This is a genomic window from Paenibacillus sp. USHLN196 (genome assembly GCF_037144955.1).
GTDB classification, from domain to species: Bacteria; Bacillota; Bacilli; order Paenibacillales; family Paenibacillaceae; genus Paenibacillus; species Paenibacillus xylanexedens_C.
The window spans coordinates 18,764-37,409 of sequence record NZ_JBBCYH010000001.1; the positions used below are offsets into that span (position 1 = coordinate 18,764).

15 protein-coding genes are annotated in these 18,646 nt (G+C 44.4%); 12 read left to right on the plus strand and 3 right to left on the minus strand.

All coding sequences use genetic code 11. The annotated features are described in order from the left end of the window. Positions 1-222: 222 nt before the first annotated feature. The 10 genes from WFI24_RS00080 to WFI24_RS00125 all read left to right on the plus strand — a co-directional run bounded on the left by WFI24_RS00080 (position 223) and on the right by WFI24_RS00125 (position 12,687). Positions 223-1,587 carry a cytochrome ubiquinol oxidase subunit I gene (locus WFI24_RS00080; protein ID WP_336757826.1) on the plus strand — a complete coding sequence of 455 codons (1,365 nt, stop codon included), beginning with the start codon at positions 223-225 and terminating at the stop codon, positions 1,585-1,587. Beyond that, the gene (locus WFI24_RS00085) at positions 1,587-2,600 is read left to right on the plus strand and encodes a cytochrome d ubiquinol oxidase subunit II (RefSeq protein ID WP_336757827.1); all 1,014 of its coding nucleotides are present in this window, start codon (positions 1,587-1,589) and stop codon (positions 2,598-2,600) included. The genes WFI24_RS00080 and WFI24_RS00085 overlap by 1 nt, the downstream gene beginning before the upstream one ends. 53 nt (positions 2,601-2,653) lie before the next feature. Then, a complete protein-coding gene (cydD, locus tag WFI24_RS00090; protein ID WP_336758739.1) occupies positions 2,654-4,441 on the plus strand; it encodes a thiol reductant ABC exporter subunit CydD in 1,788 nt (595 codons plus the stop codon). Continuing rightward, positions 4,438-6,165 carry a thiol reductant ABC exporter subunit CydC gene (gene cydC, locus WFI24_RS00095; RefSeq protein WP_336757828.1) on the plus strand — a complete coding sequence of 576 codons (1,728 nt, stop codon included), beginning with the start codon at positions 4,438-4,440 and terminating at the stop codon, positions 6,163-6,165. Before cydD ends, cydC begins: the two co-directional genes overlap by 4 nt. Positions 6,166-6,327: 162 nt before the next feature. Further along, positions 6,328-6,954 carry a hypothetical protein gene (locus WFI24_RS00100; protein WP_336757829.1) on the plus strand — a complete coding sequence of 209 codons (627 nt, stop codon included), beginning with the start codon at positions 6,328-6,330 and terminating at the stop codon, positions 6,952-6,954. 340 nt (positions 6,955-7,294) lie between these two features. Beyond that, the gene (locus WFI24_RS00105) at positions 7,295-7,990 is read left to right on the plus strand and encodes a response regulator transcription factor (protein WP_336757830.1); all 696 of its coding nucleotides are present in this window, start codon (positions 7,295-7,297) and stop codon (positions 7,988-7,990) included. 2 nt (positions 7,991-7,992) lie between these two features. Next, positions 7,993-8,157: a hypothetical protein gene (locus WFI24_RS00110; RefSeq protein ID WP_336757831.1), complete on the plus strand. Its 165-nt coding sequence runs from the start codon at positions 7,993-7,995 to the stop codon at positions 8,155-8,157. Continuing rightward, positions 8,157-9,239 (plus strand): HAMP domain-containing sensor histidine kinase, encoded by a 1,083-nt coding sequence (locus WFI24_RS00115; protein WP_336757832.1) that lies wholly within the window; start codon positions 8,157-8,159, stop codon positions 9,237-9,239. Before WFI24_RS00110 ends, WFI24_RS00115 begins: the two co-directional genes overlap by 1 nt. Before the next feature lie 105 nt (positions 9,240-9,344). Continuing rightward, positions 9,345-10,034 (plus strand): ABC transporter ATP-binding protein, encoded by a 690-nt coding sequence (locus WFI24_RS00120; protein ID WP_145326019.1) that lies wholly within the window; start codon positions 9,345-9,347, stop codon positions 10,032-10,034. Further along, positions 10,027-12,687: an FtsX-like permease family protein gene (locus WFI24_RS00125; RefSeq protein WP_336757836.1), complete on the plus strand. Its 2,661-nt coding sequence runs from the start codon at positions 10,027-10,029 to the stop codon at positions 12,685-12,687. The genes WFI24_RS00120 and WFI24_RS00125 overlap by 8 nt, the downstream gene beginning before the upstream one ends. Positions 12,688-12,878: 191 nt before the next feature. Here WFI24_RS00125 and WFI24_RS00130 read toward each other — a convergent pair whose 3' ends face one another. Continuing rightward, a complete protein-coding gene (locus WFI24_RS00130) occupies positions 12,879-13,154 on the minus strand; it encodes a hypothetical protein (RefSeq protein ID WP_145326023.1) in 276 nt (91 codons plus the stop codon). 187 nt (positions 13,155-13,341) lie between these two features. Between WFI24_RS00130 and WFI24_RS00135 the strand changes: the two genes are divergently transcribed. Both WFI24_RS00135 and WFI24_RS00140 read left to right on the plus strand, forming a co-directional pair. Beyond that, entirely contained in the window at positions 13,342-14,958 is a 1,617-nt protein-coding gene (locus WFI24_RS00135; RefSeq protein WP_336757838.1) for a helix-turn-helix domain-containing protein, read from the plus strand. Between the two features lie 28 nt (positions 14,959-14,986). Further along, positions 14,987-16,732: a cache domain-containing sensor histidine kinase gene (locus WFI24_RS00140; RefSeq protein ID WP_336757840.1), complete on the plus strand. Its 1,746-nt coding sequence runs from the start codon at positions 14,987-14,989 to the stop codon at positions 16,730-16,732. A 105-nt stretch (positions 16,733-16,837) separates the two neighbouring features. On the opposite strand, the gene WFI24_RS00145 is transcribed toward WFI24_RS00140, so the two are convergent. Together WFI24_RS00145 and WFI24_RS00150 are read right to left on the minus strand one after the other, a co-directional pair. Continuing rightward, positions 16,838-17,728 carry a carbohydrate ABC transporter permease gene (locus WFI24_RS00145; RefSeq protein WP_336757841.1) on the minus strand — a complete coding sequence of 297 codons (891 nt, stop codon included), beginning with the start codon at positions 17,726-17,728 and terminating at the stop codon, positions 16,838-16,840. Between the two features lie 18 nt (positions 17,729-17,746). Beyond that, positions 17,747-18,637, minus strand: a complete 891-nt coding sequence (locus WFI24_RS00150) for an ABC transporter permease (RefSeq protein ID WP_145326031.1) — start codon at positions 18,635-18,637, stop codon at positions 17,747-17,749. Positions 18,638-18,646: the final 9 nt, after the last annotated feature.

An 18,646-nucleotide genomic window follows, 5' to 3' on the forward strand; every position in this document is an offset into this window, starting at 1 on the left:
TAATAGGCTTGATTAGTACTTTGAGTGCATCAATATCAGATTTTCATAGGCATCCAGCGCTTGCTATAATCGGGAGCCAACAGGAGTAAACGCATTAAAGGTGTGGCAAGATATCGTCATACCTAACTTTGTGAAATTTTTCGCAACTCTGCATTGAGCTTGGCCGAAGCTGATATTGAATGTTTCAAAATGAACAGAGTTTGAAGGGAGGCAGTATAACGAATGGCTATTGATACGGTGTTATGGAGCAGGCTGGTGACTGGTTTGACGCTCGGGTTCCACGTTATTTTTGCAACACTTGGTGTCGGTGTGCCTCTGATGATCGCGATTGCAGAGTTCATCGGCATTCGGAAGAAAGATCACCATTACATACTTATGGCAAAGAGGTGGTCACGAGGGTTTGTCATTTCTGTCGCGGTTGGTGTCGTGACAGGCACAGCGATATCGCTGCAATTGGCTCTGGTATGGCCGAATTTTATGAAACTGGCCGGAAATGTCATTGCACTGCCACTATTTATGGAAGTATTCGCGTTCTTTTTTGAAGCCATCTTCCTGGGCATTTATCTATATACGTGGGATCGGTTCAAAAATCCGTATATCCACTGGTTGCTGACCATTCCAATTGTCGCAGGGGCAGGCATGTCTGCTGTTTTTATTACTACAGTGAACGGATTCATGAACCAGCCTGAAGGCTTTGTGATGGAAGCAGGCCAATTCATGGCAGTGAACCCCGTGCAAGCGATGCTGAATACGGCGACCTTCTCCAAAGTATTCCATGTATTAAGCTCGGCTTATCTGACAGGAGCTGCTCTGTTAGCAGGAATAGCAGCCTTTGCGATGCTGAGAAAAGGGGTGTCAGCCTACCACAAGAAAGGCCTGAACCTCATGATGGCCGTTGTGCTGGTATTCAGTTTATTAAACTCCTTAGCTGGAGATGTATCTGCCAAGTTTTTGGCTGAGCATCAGCCGGAGAAGCTCGCAGCTGCCGAGTGGCATTTCGAGACGGAAAGCGGCGCGGATCTGATTTTATTAGGATGGCTGAATGCTGAACATGAAATTATAGGCGCACTTCATTTGCCGAAGGTACTCAGCTTCCTTGCCTTTGGAGATTTTAACGCCGAGGTAACCGGGCTGAACGAATTCCCACCAGATGAGCATCCGCCCTTACTTGTGCATTATTTATTTGATCTAATGGCTGGAATCGGATTCGCTCTGCTCGCGATCTCATCCCTGTATTTCCTCTTTGTATTCTGGAAGAAGCGCAACCAACTGAACAAGTGGATGCTTCGTATGGTTGCACTCAGTGCACCGCTCGCTTTTCTGGCCGTTGAGATGGGCTGGTTCTATGCAGAGATCGGGCGGCAGCCATGGATCATCCGAGGTTATATGCGAGTAGAAGAGGCCGCTACTTCTTCACCGAGTGTAAGAATTTTATTTTTCGTCTTCTTGCTTCTATACATCGTGCTCGGCGTCATCTGTGTTCTCGTATTGAGACGTTTGTTCAATAACAATCCTGCGGACCTTGAGATGGAGAAATGGTTGAAAGAGAAGCATGATCAATCAGCCAAGAAAGGGGAGCAGGCCTGATGAGTTATGAATTGATTGGTATTTCGGTACTCTGGCTGTTCTTGTACGGCTATCTTATTGTAGCTTCCATTGATTTTGGAGCAGGTTTCTTCGCCTTTTATGCACGCCTGACGAAGCAGGATCACCTGATTAATCGTCTGATCTCCCGTTATCTATCACCGGTCTGGGAGATCACCAATGTATTTTTTGTCTTTTTCTATATTGGTATCGTCGGGTTTTTCCCGGATACCGCTTACTATTATGGCTCTGCGCTGCTTGTTCCGGGAAGTATTGCCGTCATTTTACTTGCCATTCGGGGTTCATTCTACGCCTTTGAGAATTATGGTTCCAAAAATAACATCGTATATCTGTTTTTATACGGAGCTACCGGGTTGCTTATTCCAGCGTCGTTGTCAGTGGCACTGACATTGTCTGAAGGTGGCTTTATTTTGAAGCAGGGAGATACCGTTTCCCTGGATTACTGGGCGTTATTTACCAATCCGTTATCGTGGAGCATCGTTGGACTGGCCATCGTATCCGTATTGTTCATTAGCGGGTCATTTCTAACATTTTACGCTTCTCGGGCAGAGGATCATTCGGCATTGAAGCTGATGCGGAACTATGCTTTGTTCTGGAGTACACCGACCATTATTCTCGCGCTGACTGCATTTATATATTTGGGTCAACACAATGAGCGTCATTTTCAAAACATGATGGATTTATGGTGGCTGCTGGCGCTTTCCGTTGCGTTTTTCATGATCGCCATGTGGCTGTTATATAACGGACGCCGTTACGGTTTAGCTTTTATATGCATCATGCTGCAATTTTTCACAGCCTTTTTCGCTTACGGGATTGGGCAATATCCTTACATTCTTGATCCATACATCACGATTCAGAGCAGCGCAACATCACCTGCAATGGGCTTCGCACTCGTCGTTGTGTTTATCGGTGGTCTGTGCCTGTTAATTCCTTCTCTTATTCTGGTCTTCAAACTTTTCCTGTTTGATGCGGATTATGTGAAAGGGAAAAAATAAAGGAGGAGCGTTCTGTGAAAAGGAAAGCTAAATCCAATCTGATCTCTCAGCAAATGTCTTTACAACGAAAAAACAGGCTTCTCCTTGCGATGATTTCGCTGGCTCTTGGTGTAGCTATTGTAAGCCAGGCCACATTGGTGGCTGAAGCAGTCCAGCGAATCTTTGTAGAGAAAGCTTCCTTTTCATCCGTGGTTCTGTTACTGGGCCTATTGCTGGCTGTCATGGCTGTACGTGCATTGTTGTCGTATGGAAACGGGAAAGTGGGCTTGCATATGGCCGCCCGTGCCAAGACGAATATGCGAGCATCTGTGTTGCAAAACCTAACCCGCGCTTCCATGCCTTCAACCCTGAGTGGACAGACGGGAGGAAAGGTCAGTCTTGCTCTTGATGCTGTGGATGAGGCTGACAGTTATTTCAGTCAATATATGCCGCGTATGATGGAAGCCGCGATGATCCCGATTCTGATTCTGGTTGTTACATTTACGCAGCACGCCAACACAGGCTACATTATGCTGTTTACGGCACCGTTTATTCCGCTGTTCATGATTTTGGTGGGACTCCAGACGAAGAACAAATCAGAGGAGAAATACGCGCAGCTGGCCGAGTTTTCCGGTACATTCTTGGATTCACTTCAGGGGCTGGTTACGTTGAAAATATTCGGACGGGCTAAACGTCAGCAGCAGGAGATTGAACGCAGTAGCCTGGGTTATCGTGATGCCACAATGGGCATTTTGAAGATTGCGTTTACGAATACGTTTATGCTGGAATCGATCGTGATGTTAAGCATCGGTATTGTCGCGCTTGAAATGGCGATCCAGTTACTTGTTTTCAAATCGATGACCTTCCACACGGCCTTTCTCGTGTTGTTGCTCGTGCCCGAGTTCTACAGTCTGTTGAAGAATACGGGGACGGCTTTTCACAGCGGTCGTACCAGTATGGGAGCGATTCGCAAGGTGGAACAGATGCTTGAGGACACAAGTGTCACAAGCATGCCAACCGAGCATGAGAAAGCTGAGAAGGCTACACATACCAGTGATACTAATGATCTAATGGTGCAGCAGACTGGGGTACATGCCCCTCGTACAGAGTTGATTCCAATGCCACCAACCATTGAACTGGACCATGTCCGGTTCCAGTACGCTCCTGATTCCTTTGGACTTGAGACAGGACAGATCTCGATTGGACCGGGAGAACAGATCGCTATTGTAGGCAAAAGTGGTTCAGGTAAAACAACGCTGCTTCATCTCATTGCCGGTTTGCTGAAACCTGATTCGGGAGCGGTTCTGGTTAACGGAAGCCAGCTTTCGCCATATGAGGAGGGTGCATGGTTTGAACGTGTTAGCTACATTACACAGCATCCGTATATTTTTGCAGGTACATTTGCCGAAAATATTGCGATTGGCGCGGGTCGGAACGTCTCCAGAGCTGAAATTGAGCAGGCGGCAGAGGAAGCAGGGCTTGCTGTAGTTGTCGCACAATTGGAGCAAGGCTTGGATACGTTTGTTGGTGAAGGTGGCCGGGGTTTATCTGGTGGGGAAAAGCAGCGACTTGCCTTAGCACGTGCTTTTCTGAAGAGACCATCCGTCATTTTATTCGATGAACCCACAGTCGGACTGGATCTGCACACTGAGCGGGTACTGCAACAATCCATTGCGTCATTAGCCAAAACGGCAACGATGATTACGGTGGCACACCGTTTATATACGATTCAACATGCGGACAACATTTTGTTTATGGACAATGGGGTGTTGGTGGATTCAGGACATCATGAAGCGCTTCTGGCGCGCCTGCCTCAATATGCGGAGATGGTGGATGTACAACGGAAAGGAGGGTTAGCATGAATGAGCTGATGATTCTGTCAAAAGCGATGATTCAGGAGCGCAAGGATATCTTGCTTTCGATATTGGGCGGATTTATCGCCGGCATAGCAGGGGTAGCTCTCTTTTCCGCGAGTGGTTATATGATATCTCAAACGGTATTTGCGCCACCGTTGTACACCTTAATTGTACTCACCTCCATGGTCAAACTGCTTGGTTTCCTTCGAGCGGCGAGCCGCTATGGAGAACGCTTGTATTCCCACAGGGCAACATTCTCCATGCTGAGCCGCTTGCGGACGTCCTTTTTTGCCAAACTGATCCCGGTAACGCCAGGTATATTGAACAAAAACCGAAGCGGGGATCTGCTTGCGCGGATCGTGGGCGATGTGGAAAGCTTGCAAAATTACTTTTTGCGGGTCGCGTATCCACCAATCATGGTCGTTATGGTGTTTTTGGCTACCATGCTGTTCACTTCGGCCTTTTCGATCTGGATTGCGTGTTTGTTAGTACTAGGTATGCTGATCACGGCATTTGTTGTACCAGGGATTGTCTTGTTAGGTCAGCGAAAAATACACGGACGTGTCCGCCAGCAACGGGCCTTGCTGTCCACGGAAGTAACCGAAGTGTTGTATGGTTTCAGGGATTTGAAAGTATACGGTCAATTGGAACAGCGCGAGCAGCAACTTCAGCAGGCTTCAGCTGCATTGGCAATGGAACAGAAGCAAGCCGCTTCGCACTTGCTGCGTGGGCAATCCATGCACGTTTTTGTGACGTATCTCGTTACATGGGGTGTGCTGGCACTGAGCGCCTTTTTAATTGTGAATGGAGCGTTTGCCGGTGTATTCCTCGCCATGCTAATCCTGGCCACGCAGACCGTGTTCGAAGAAGCTGCCGCAATGGCTATATTACCTCTATATAAGCAAGATAGTGAACACGCCGCTCAGCGACTGTCGAAAACAGTGCCGACCTCCGATGTAAATCCTTCGCAGCCAAGCGGTGAAATGTCTGCCGATCAGGCGGTTTCGATTGAACTATCCGGTGTTAGCTTTCAATATGAAGGGGAATGGAGACCGGCGCTGAGGGAAATATCCCTACAACTTGCAGCAGGAACCAAAACAGCAATTGTCGGGCCAAGCGGTTCAGGCAAGTCAACGATTATCGATTTGCTACTCAAGTTGCGTGCACCAACGTCTGGCGATATAAGCTTAAACGATGTTCCGGTAAAAGAACTAAATGAAGAAAGTATCTGGCAAAACGCGAATGTGGTGTTGCAACAAAGTCATTTCTTCCGGGGAACCATTCGGGACAACCTTCTTCTGAACGGAGAAGAACATACGGATGAACAATTGTCGGCTATGCTGGATAAAGTACAACTGCCCAATAAATCATTGACTGATATGGTTTATGAAAAAGGGGAGAACCTGTCGGATGGCGAGAAGCAGCGGCTGGCTCTCGCACGGGCGATGCTGAGCAAAGGACGGTTATGGCTTCTGGACGAACCGACTTCTTCGCTAGATTACGTCACAGAGAAACATGTGCTCCAGCATCTTCTTGCACAAGCTGCCGAAGATACACTTCTCCTGATCTGCCATCGGCTGACCGGATTGGAAGAGATGGATCGGATTGTGGTCATGGACCAAGGCAAGATTGTGGAATCGGGTTCCTTCTCCGAGCTTATGGAGCAAAAAGGCTATTTTTATGAAATGAAGCAAATTGAACGACAAATGATTGGAGACATCGGGGCGTGAGAATGTAGTTATTAAGTGAAAAATTCTGTCGGTCTTCGAGATTGAAGAAAATTTCAATAAATCAATTTTTATAAATTTAACTAAACCCCAAAGGATGCAGTGCATATACTCCTTGGGGTTTGTTTTGATATAATAGTTTTTTTATGTCTATAAAGGAGATGGATGATGGGAAAATATAAGTGGGATATTGTTTTTTATTTGGCCGTATTTTTATTTGTTGTGTACATGAAGATGAATGACCAATCTCTGTTTCTGATACTAGGGGTCGTTCTCACCGCGACTCTGATCATGTTTACCATTCGTATTTTCTATCCTCTGGGTTGGGAAACACGCATGGAACGTGTCGAGGCTTTTTTACGCAGACAGGAAAATAATCCAAGGCTTTACATCTATTACGTTCTCGCAAACAGACTTGATGATGAATTGGAACACACAATAGAGCGCATCAGAAATGAAGACACGAATAAAAGGACACAAGCAGTCTACAATGCAGCTTACGGCATCTATCGCAATGACTTGGTAGCTGTTCGTACTGCGGTGCAGAATATGCGTAGATCGGATTATCGTACATATTATGAAACGTATTTGCTTATGGAAGAAGGAAGAAGTGATCAGGCGAGGGAACACTTGAAATCCATTAGTAAGCTCTGGATGAGATCCACGCTTCTTGCAGCTATCGAACTAAAATCGGGTCACCGCGAAATTGCGATTCAGCAAGCTCAAGAAGCAATGCGTGCCGTCAGAGGCGTCCATCGTTATATGATATTTAAGGAATCAGAGAGATACTAAACGGTGACTAAAAATCTTTCTTGCAATAAATTACAACTGACATGGATAAGAGCTTGTTCCTATGTGGAGCAAGCTCTTATCTTTTGTATTGAAGGATAAGAGTATACAGAGTAGCTAAACGGTTTGGCAGAACAGAGAACACCTGAATTAAAATGTACCCTAACCAGTTAGCCTGTCTGAGGAAAATCTAAACTTGTATACTCGTGAAGATAGCCTCATTGAACATCCCATTAATCATAATGTTATAGCGTAGAAACTCAATTGATGTATAATGACGCAGGAACTCTATAATTAAAATGAAATAAATACAAATTCAAAATAGCATGATCTGAGGTGTACGATGAATCGCTTATTACTCGTAGAAGATGATGAAAATCTGGTGTTTGGTATTCAATATACACTGTCCAATGAAGGATATGAGGTCGTTGTGGCGGGGAACTTGGAAGAAGCTAGACAGGCACTGCAGGCAAAGACGATCGATCTGATTTTGTTGGATGTCACTTTGCCTGATGGGTCGGGATATCAACTATGCAGTGAGATTCGGGTAACGTCGCAAGTGCCCATTATCTTTTTGACGGCTTTGGATGAGGAAGCAAACGTAGTCGCAGGGCTTGATCTCGGAGCAGATGACTATGTAACCAAGCCTGTTCGAACCAAAGAACTTATTTCACGAATTAAAGCCGTATTACGACGTAACAACAGGGGAAAACAAGAAGTAAGCTTATGGATATCCGATAATATCCAGGTGCGTATTTTAGAAGGAACTGTACTCAAAAACAATAGTGAAATTACACTGACGGCGCTTGAATATCGACTACTATTGATGTTGATCTCTCATCCGAAGCAGATATGCAGCAGAAGTTCAATTCTGAATCATCTCTGGGATTTGTCGGGCGACTTCATTGATGATAATACGCTCTCTGTCCATATCCGCAGGTTAAGAGAGAAAGTCGAAGATATTCCTGCAGCACCACAGTATATCGTAACCGTTCGGGGGATCGGATATAAATGGAACGTGGAAGTTATAGGGAGATGAACATGTTTGAAGTCATGCGAAATCCAGAGTGGAAATCCATCGCCATTAAAGTACTTGCTCTGCAAGTTCTTTTGTCGTTCGTGATGTTCTTTTACATGCAGCATCAAGTCGGTAGCATTAATACAACCATTGTGAATCAGAATAGCGCCCTATCGGGCATTTGTTAATGAAAGATCCCCAGTTGGAGAATGAGGTGATTCACTTTGTTACCCAAGGTGCCCAGGCCGATGAACTTGCTGAGGGGCAACGTATCCTTGCACAATACGGATATCAGGCGGGTATGTCTTTAGAAGATCAGCCAGCTCTTTCAGGACTAGCATTACCCTTAAAAACAGCGACTCAAGTATTGTTGTTCCTGATCCCACTCATGGTATTGCTTCTGTGGGAGTATCGTAAATTTTTCGTAAAAATCAGAACGATTTCTCATGCAGCGGAGCAGGTTGTGGAACAGCAATTCGATAAAAAACTGCCTGAGACGGAGGATGGAGACTTCGGCTCACTTGGCCGGAGCTTCAATGCGATGGCTGGAAGACTAACCAACAGCCTGGAGCTACTCCAGCAGGAAAAAACCTTTCTGCGCAATCTGTTATCCGATATTTCTCACCAGCTCAAGACACCCCTGGCCTCTCTGATTGTGTTCAATGAGAATCTGCTGAATGATCCCGGGATGAAAGAAGAAATGAGAATGACGTTTCTGGAACGAAGTCGGCAGCAGCTTGACCGAATGGAATGGCTCATCATCAGCTTGCTCAAGCTGGCACGAGTCGAAGCGGGAGCAATTGGATTTCGAAAAGAAAGGATCGAGCTAAGGGAGATGGTGGAGAGCGCTGTCTATTCACTTCGGACGGTAGCAGACCAGAAACGGCAGACGATCTCCATCCTCGGTAGTGAAAATGCGTTTGTGCAGGCAGATGAAGAATGGCTCAAGGAAGCTGTTATGAATTTGATTAAAAATGCACTGGAACACACCCCGCCAGAGGGTGAGGTTCAAATCCATTTGGAAGAAAACGCACTGTTTGATACGATCATTATCCATGACAACGGCGAAGGTATTCATCCCGATGATATGCCTCATATTTTCAAACGATTCTATAAAGGCAAGAACCATAACAAGCCCAACAGTATAGGGATTGGTCTGGCTTTGACCAAATCGATCATTGAGGAACAACAAGGGATCATTACGGTGGAGAGTGTGCCTCAAGAAGGGACAACATTCAGAATTTTGTTTTTCAAAAAAGAGTGGACTTAAGAAGAAGCTTACGATAATGTAAGCTTCTTCTTCACTTCAACGTAAGCTTCCACACCTATAATGACAATCAAGCAATGTTAATCATACAATTGGAGGTACAACAGGGTGGAAATTTTGAAGACCGATCATTTATGTAAAATATACGGAAGTGCTGAGGCTAGGGTGGAAGCATTGAGAGATGTTAATCTGTCCGTCAATCAAGGAGAATTCGTTGCGATCGTGGGCGCCAGTGGATCTGGCAAAAGCTCATTGCTGCATCTGCTCGGGGGAGTTGATCAACCGACAAGTGGCCAAGTCATTATTGATGGTATGGACCTGTATTCTCAAAGTGAAAATGAATTGGCTGTGTTCAGAAGACGTAAAATCGGTTTTATTTTTCAATCGTATAACTTGATCCCGGTGTTAACTGCGGAAGAAAACATTAAATTGCCGATGCTGCTTGAGAATAAACATGTGGACGAGGGTTATCTTGAGGAATTATTGAGCGTGCTGGGACTCAGCGATCGAAGGCAGCATCTTCCGTCCCAATTATCAGGCGGGCAACAGCAGCGAACTGCAATTGGACGTGCATTGATTAATAAACCATCGATTATTCTGGCGGATGAACCAACCGGCAATCTGGACAGCAAGAACAGTAAAGAGATTGTGGATCTGCTTACCTTCTCCGTCAGAAAGTACAATCAAACCTTGATTATGATCACACATGATTTGAATGTGGCCCAGCGAGCGGACCGTGTTGTAAATATAAAAGATGGTACACTCTTGCAGCAAACAGGGGTGAAAGATCGTGAATAGGTATACTAGTCTTACCCAAAAATATTTGCTAGGGCAGAAAAAAAGATCAATACTAACGATCATTGGCATTATATTGTCTGTGACCCTACTTACAGCCATGGGAACCATTGGCCTTAGCTTCAGAGACAAGGTGGTTCGGCAAACCGTTCAAGAGTATGGGGATTACCATGTTTCTTTTAACGGATTACCCGGAGAAGCAGTCTCAAGAGTCGTCAATAATGCATCCGTAGAGAGTGCTGGAATTATCAGCAGAGAAGGTTATTCGGTCATCAGCAAAACGAGTGAGAAAGAAAAGCATGAAAATCCATTTGCTGCACCTTATCGATATTTGAATCTCAAAGGATATGATGCCCATGCGATGAACAAGCTCCAGGTTCATTTGGATTCGGGCCGACTGCCCAAGAATCCAAATGAAATTATTCTTTCGACCTGGAGTCTGGATAGTTTTGCGACCAAACCGAAACTTGGTGATTCACTTACCCTAAGTCTTGGCGAGCGTACTGTCGCATCAACCGGGGAGATCAAACCTATCCATGGTCTGGGTGACTTTGGCTGGGATCTTGATGAAGACTTTCGTCCCCAAAAAGAGAGAGAATTCACCGTTGTAGGGTTTATGAAGACAGGTACTAACGCTTCGTGGTCTGCCAGCTTCATTTTACCAGCCATCACGTATGAAGATAATGAAAAAATCGATGCGGATAAAAATTATTTTATTTATGTCAAAATGAAATCGATGAATCAGATTCAGGCGAAGGCAGAAGCGATAATATCTTCATTGAAGCTAAACCAAGTGGATCAAGGCTCTGCCGTAGCCTTGGATAAGGATATTCAATATAAAAATATTCGTGTCGAATATAATAATGAACTGCTTAAGTTGTATGGCAAAAGCACCTATGAAGGTGTAAACCATAGTTTGTTATATGCATTCGCAGCAATCATCATTATTATTATGGGTTGTACGAGTGCAGTGATATATAATACGTTTCATATTTCTGTTCTGGAGCGGACCTCGCAATTCGGAATGCTGCGGTGCATTGGGGCTACCCCATCACAAATACGTAAATTAGTTCTCAAAGAGGCTACAATACTGAGTCTAATTGCTATTCCTGTTGGATTATTGATGGGAACTGTTTTTATGAAACTTCTGTTTTACAACATCAGCTTTTTGGCGTTGGGATTTCTGAATGATATGCAAATGGTCATCTCGCTTCCAATCCTGATCATAGCTGGTGTACTGGGATTATTGACTGTTTATCTGTCTGCTATCGGACCTGCGAGACTGGCAGCGAAGGTATCCCCACTTGAGGCGGTTCATAGCTCGGGAGGCACGAAGGTGGAGAACGTAACATCTGTCCGGAAATCAAAACTGCTGGGAAAACTGTTGGGTATCGAAGGACAGTTTGCTAGTCGAAACATCAGGCGGAACAAAAAGCGCTTCCGCATCACTGCCTTTTCCATAGTGGTCAGCATGATTCTATTTATTGTTTTTAGCGGAATAGCTGGTTTGCTGGGGCAGACATCGCAATCAGGAATCGATTATTCCTACTCGGTTATCTATGAAGGACCTTCCAAACGGATCGATGATTACGTATATTCTGACATTGTTAAGCTTGATGCAGTAGAACATGCCTATCCGTTTTACAATAATCAAGTGATGGCTATGTTTCCGAAAGAAAAAGTGAATCCCAAGTATTATAAACTCCGTCCGGGAATGTATTCTGTTGAAGAAGGAGAGGGGTACCGAACAGACAACAATTACCTCGAATCTTACGGAGATAACGGACTCGATGCTCTGAAATCCAAACTAACGGCTGGTACGATCGACAAAGAGAAGATGAACCGGGAAAATGGTGTTATCGTCAATCAGAAATTAATAATGACAACAGAGGAAGGCAGACAGATCATTATCGATCAAACCCAATTCAAGGTTGGGGATCACATCCAAGTACGTGCCTTAGACTCGGACGGAAAGGGTCAAGGATACACAACACTGACGGTAACTGGAATTATTGATCAAGGCTTGTTGTCGAGCAGCTATAATGAGAGTGCTATTATTGAATTCATCACTACGCCCGAAGTCGTAGAGAAGGTTACAGGTAACGATACGTACTCCAGAATCTTTATTCTTGCCAAGACCGATATTTCCAACAAACCGATCACGGACTATCTCAAATCCCTGACCCAAAAAGATGCCGGTTACAGCTACACAGATAAGGTGCAGCAACTTGCCCAAGCCAAAAACGATGCGACAACCGCCAAGATCTTTTTATATGGATTTATTGGTGTCATTGTCCTGATTGCGTTCCTAAATATACTGAACACCGTCAGCACCAATCTCATTCTACGAACCAAAGAATTTGCGGTGCTCAAAGCTATCGGCATGACACAGCGTAATGTAGGGAAAATGATCCTGTTGGAAGGCGTTTTATACGGCCTGTACTCTGCGCTATACGGTAGTATACTCGGAACAGCACTAAGCTATGGGATACATCATCTCTTCAAAGGTGCTTTCGATGTAGCTTGGACGATCCCATGGGGCAGCATTGTGCTTGCTTTTGTGGGTGCCATAGCAACAACGCTTGTCGCCACAGCCTGGCCGATGTATCGATTGAATCAAACAAGTATCGTGGAGGCATTGAGAAAGGAAACATAGAGAAGCTGGGGAACTATAAAACAGATTATTGCTTGAAAAGTCGCATAGATTGCGGCTTTTTTTGTTTTAAGAAACCTAGTTCTTATGTCGAACAGGAGAAGAAAACCTCATAATTGTACTCAACATGAAAATCAAACAACGATTGAATGTGTTCCAGTTCACTTGTCTTTTCTTACGTCTTGTAAACACTTTTACATAACAGCAGATGATTCAGACGCGTTATTTTTCTTGGCAAGCGGCTTTTTCCTGAGTGTCCGATCATACAGATATGGTTTTCCGTGATATTCTCGTGCATGCTTTTGTGTCTGCTTCTTATGTATATCAACCTTTATCTCCAGATTGGCAACGTTACTCTGGAATTCAGAAGCAATTCGTTTGCACCATTTCAGTCCGCTTTCTTCAGATGCACTGAAATGAACGCGCAACAGATATCCATTCACCGTTAATTCAAACTTGTATAAATTCATGATATGTATCCTTTCCAAGCGGGTATTTTATGCTACACAAAATACGATAATCTCATTATAACAGGAACATACGTTCTGTAAAAGTGGTATTTATGAGACCCGCAATTCAAGAAGGTTCGCTAGACATCTTTGCAATGGTTCGTTTAATGGTAAAATATCTAAAAATGGTTCATGTTGGGGGATGCGCATGTATAAACTGATGATCGTAGATGATGAATTACTCATGCGGGTTGGAATTCGTTCCATGCTGAATTGGGAAGAGTACAATTTCTATGTTGTTGGTGAAGCAGGAAATGGTAAAGAGGCATTGAGTCTTGCGCTTGAAGTGATGCCTGATCTAATTATTACGGATATCAAGATGCCGATTATGGATGGGCTACAGCTGATACAGGAGGCCTCGTGCGTACTGAACACCTGTAAGTATGTCATCCTGAGTAATTTTGACGAATTTCACTATGTGAAAGAGGCATTGAAACTTGGCGCTTCAGACTACTTGATTAAAAGCGAGATTACAGAAACTGCCCTTATCGAGCTCCTGAGCACAGTGGGACAGAAATTGCAAAGCGAACATGTTCGCCCGACCAACACACCTTCTATGACACAAGATTACTCCAAGACCCTAAGACATTTAAAGGATAGCCTCTTCCAAGATGTTGTAAGCGGATTCACTAGTGAGAAGGATATCGTTGCCAAAGCGGAAGAACTGCATTTCCGTATACGATCAGACCAGTTGGTCGTCATCAAGTTTATTGTGAACTATTACGAGGATGCGAAGCGGAAATATGTAGAGAAGGGGGAAAAGCTGCTCCGATTTTCGATTCTTAATATTATGGAAGAGATTATTCCTTCGAAATGGGAGAAAGAGATCTTTGTTGAAAGTTCTTCTGAATATTGGGTTATCGTTAATGTACTTCCTGAGAGCCAATCTGTGCACGCCGATTTGAACAAACTGTGTAACAAATTGCTCTCTTCCATCAAGGATTTTATGAATCTATCGCTAACGGCCGGTGTGAGTACAATCGTTCCCAGTTTCCCCTACATTAGAAAGGCCTGCCAAGAGGCAGAAATGGCTCTGCAACAAGGTTTTTTCAAAGGCAGTAACCAGGTATTGTATTACGAGGACATGGTTCAATCCCCAGATCGAAATGAAGTTAAGGGAGCTCTGAGTCCACAACAAGAACGAGATTTGTTGAAATTGTGGGTAAGCAAAGACAACCAAAAGGCAGAAGAGTTCCTTGAAGGAATTCGCTCGGATCTGGAAGCCCAGCGGGCGGATGAGAATAGCATTCGTAAGCAATATATCATGGTAATGGAAACGATACACTCCCATCTGTCACGAGCTGCGGAAAGAGGTACGCCTTCTTTTACAAAGAAATCGCCTTATGAAACCGTTCTAAAGGGTGAGTATTGGGAGGATATCCATCAGGATATGCTTGCTCATATTGCGTATTACTTCCAAACCGACTCCGAAATGAACCAGGAAAGTACCTACGCTGACCTCGCCATTGCGTTGATCGACAAGTATTATGCGGAAGACATCTCACTGCAAAGTATCGCTAGCCAAATCAGTGTCAACCCCTCGTATCTCAGCCGATTGTTTAAGCAGGAAAAAGGAGAGAACTTTATCACGTACTTGACTCGTGTTCGGATTGAACATGCGAAGTCTTATCTATTGAGCAAAGGACTGAGAGTGTATGAAATTGCAGAAAAGGTGGGCTACCATAATTACACGTACTTCAGTAAGATTTTCAAAAAATCGGTAGGCGTCACTCCGGAGGAATATCGAGTACTACAGCAGGCATGAGTGTAATCGGTGAATAGAGGTGCAGCATATGAAGCTTGTCCAACCCTTCCAAATCAAGCACAAAATTATGGTGATCTGTATGACGGTGATTATCCTTCCGGTATTTGTAATGACAATCAATTCGTATTACTCCTCAGAGCGATTATTGGCACAGAACTATACAACGTTGTTAAGCGATCTGGCCAAGCAGACGAATATTCGTATTGACGAATTCTTGAAGGAGATTGAGAAAATCACGCTGTTAGCCAGCAATGGCCTTAGCAACAATCTATCTGCGACCCATGAAGGAAGTTTTCCGATCCAGGATTTCCTGCGAGAGGGTAACGAACAAAATGAGATTGCCGCATACAATATATTGATGAATTATATCATGATGAAAGACCGCGTATTTTCCATCTACCTCTACAATATGAACGGGGGACAGGATCTGTTCGTCAGCCCACACCAGCCCATTGACCCAGACTTCAAAGTGGCGAACGAATTGTGGTTCAAAAAGTTCATGCACGAAAATGATCGAACCATTACGCTCACAACGCGAATCGATGAGCAATTGAAGAATAAAATACTGGCGGTGTCACATGCACGCAAAATTCATGATGTGGCGAGCGGGAAACTGCTTGGGGTAATCGTGGTCAGTATTGACATCAAATTCATCGAAATTGTGAATCGCAACTTACAGGAAGGGCTACGCTCCAGATTCATGATTGTCGATGAAAATGACAAGATCGTATACAACGTGAACGACCGATTAATTGGTACACTGTTCCGGGACAACGTTCGTCCACCTGAAGCATTGAATGTCGTGGTGACCAGCCCGCTTAGTCAACAAAAATGGACAACGTATTTATATATGCCTTTGGATGAGCTGACTGCCGATGGCAAAATATTGGGCCGTAATCTGGTGACGCTGGCCATTGTCATGGTTCTTTTTGCTGCCGTCATATCCATATTTCTATCTCATGTCATCACAACTCCCATTAAGAAACTGCTCCGGAATATCGCTCTGGTCGAGAAAGGCCAGTTCGAACAAGTTGAACATATTCGCTCAAGAGACGAAATTGGACACTTATCCAATCGGTTCAACAGGATGTCGCATGAATTGAAGAGAATGGTCGAACGGATGCAGCAGGAAGAAATAGAGAAAGCCAAAGCCGAGATGCGTGCGCTCCATGACCAGATCAAACCTCATTTTCTGTATAACACCCTTGGATCGGTGAAATGGATCGCCTCGATGCAGCAGGCTGATAAAATCGTGGAAATGACCGATGCACTAATCTCGATGCTCCGCTATGCAACAAAATCCGATGGAACCCTCGTAACCATTCGTGAAGAACTCGATAATATCGCCAATTACGTAACGATTCAGAATGTCAGATACTATGGTTGTATTCAGATGAGATATGAGGTTGAGGATAGACTGTTGGATTATCGCATGCCCAAAATGATCCTGCAGCCAATTGTGGAGAATGCAATTTTTCATGGTCTGGCCGAACTGGAAGAAGACGGAATCATCACCATTCGGATTCAATCACAGCTGGATGAAGTTGTGATCGAGGTCTGCGATAATGGCGTTGGTATGGATCATCATACGATGCAGAACTTGATGGAAGAAAAGTCCAGTACCAGTACCGGAACGAATGGGATTGGATTGCATAACGTGCAGCGACGGATTCAACTTCATTTTGGTAAACCCTATGGAATACAAGTTGCGAGTAAAATAGATGAAGGTACCATTTTCTTCATTCTGCTACCTGCCATCATAGAAGCGAAATAGTCATCCATGCTTTCATTCATGCATGTCATAACGTGGTACAGCGACCACAAATTAAGATTAGATATAAACAAAAGGGCTTACAGTATAAACTGCAAGCCCTTTTGTTTACCCTTTGACGCTACCTAGCACCAAACCCTTGGTGAAATATTTCTGTAAGAACGGATACACGAGCAGAATCGGAATGGCACCCAAGAACATTTGAGCGGCACGTCCCGTTCTGGCGTTCATCATGGATAACAGTTGGGTATAATCTGATCCAGATTTCAGCATGATTTGCTCAAAGCTCTGCAGGAGGGTCTGCAAGTAGCTTTGTAATGGATAATTGGCTGGATTGTTCATATAGATAATGCCATCGAACCATGAATTCCAATGGGCAACGATGCTAAACAAACCAACCGTTGCGAGAGCGGGTTTGAGAAGCGGGAGTAGAATACGAAGCAATACCTGTACAGGCCCAGCCCCGTCGATGATTGCTGATTCTTCAATCTCCTCTGGCAAGCCCCTAATGAAATTCATCAGAATAATCATACTGAATACGGGAAGAGCCCCAGGCAGGATCAGAGACCATATGGAATCAATCAGTCCCATTTTGACGACAACAAGATACGTTGGAATTAATCCTCCGCTAAATAACATGGTCACAATAAAATATCCCATATAAATATTACGCCCCATCAATTTTTGCTTCGATTTGGAAAGGGGGTAAGCGGTGAGCACGATCAAAACCAGATTCACCAATGTCCCGAGAACGGTTCGTTGAATGGCAACCCAGAGAGAGGAAAAAAATGACCCTCCAGTTAATGCAAATTCATAAGCCTTTGTCGTGAATTCGACAGGCCAGAACGTAACACTGCCTGCAGATACAGCTGAACTGCTACTGAATGAAACTGCCAACAGGTTGATAAACGGCAGAATACAGAGCAGAGAGATCAGTAGTAATATGATGTAGTTTATGATTAGAAACACACGCCTGCTCATACTTTTATCATGGATCATACGGTGAGTTCCTCCTTCTTAGAAGATGCGATAGCCAGCCACCCTGTAGGCCAGGATGTACGATACGGCAACCAGAACACTGGAAATGATGGATTTGAATAATCCAACAGCGGTACCAATTGAATACTGGGCCTGCTGAATTCCCAACCGATATACATAGGTATCAATAATATCACCGGTCTGATAGACGACAGGGGAGTAGAGATTATAGATCTGGTCAAAGCCAGCATTGAGTACGTTTCCAAGCGACAATACGGTCATTAAGACAATCGTGGGCATGAGAAGGGGCAACGTAATGTAGATGGTCTGCTTCCACCGTTTTGCTCCGTCAATCACTGCAGCCTCGTACAGCCCCGGATCAATGCTGGTTAGGGCTGCCAGGTATACCACCGTACCAAACCCGAAGCCCTTCCATATGTCACTCACAATCATCGTCCAAGGAAAAATAGAGGGTGTGCCAAGGAAGGAGATCGGTGCAATCCCGAATACGCCTAGAAACGTATTGATGATGCCATCAGAGCTAAGGATATCCAGCATGATGCCGGCCATAATGACCCAAGAGAGGAAGTTCGGAATGTATACCAGCGTTTGGAATGTGCGTTTGATTCCACTGTGTAGTACTTCGTTAAGCAGTAATGCGAAAATAACGGGTACGATAATACCGCCGATAATTTTGAAGACAGACATGTACAGTGTATTCCAGATCGTTCTTACGAAGTTCGGCTGATTAAATATGTGCGTAAAATTATCCCATCCTACCCATGGGGAGTTGAAACCGAGGCCCGGATTGTACTTTTGAAACGCAATAATAAGTCCGTAGAAAGGGATGTAACTAAAGATGAAGACCAGGACCAGACTTGGGATCAACATGAGATGGTAGGGACTCTGCTGCTTCCATTTTCTCAGCATTCATATTCC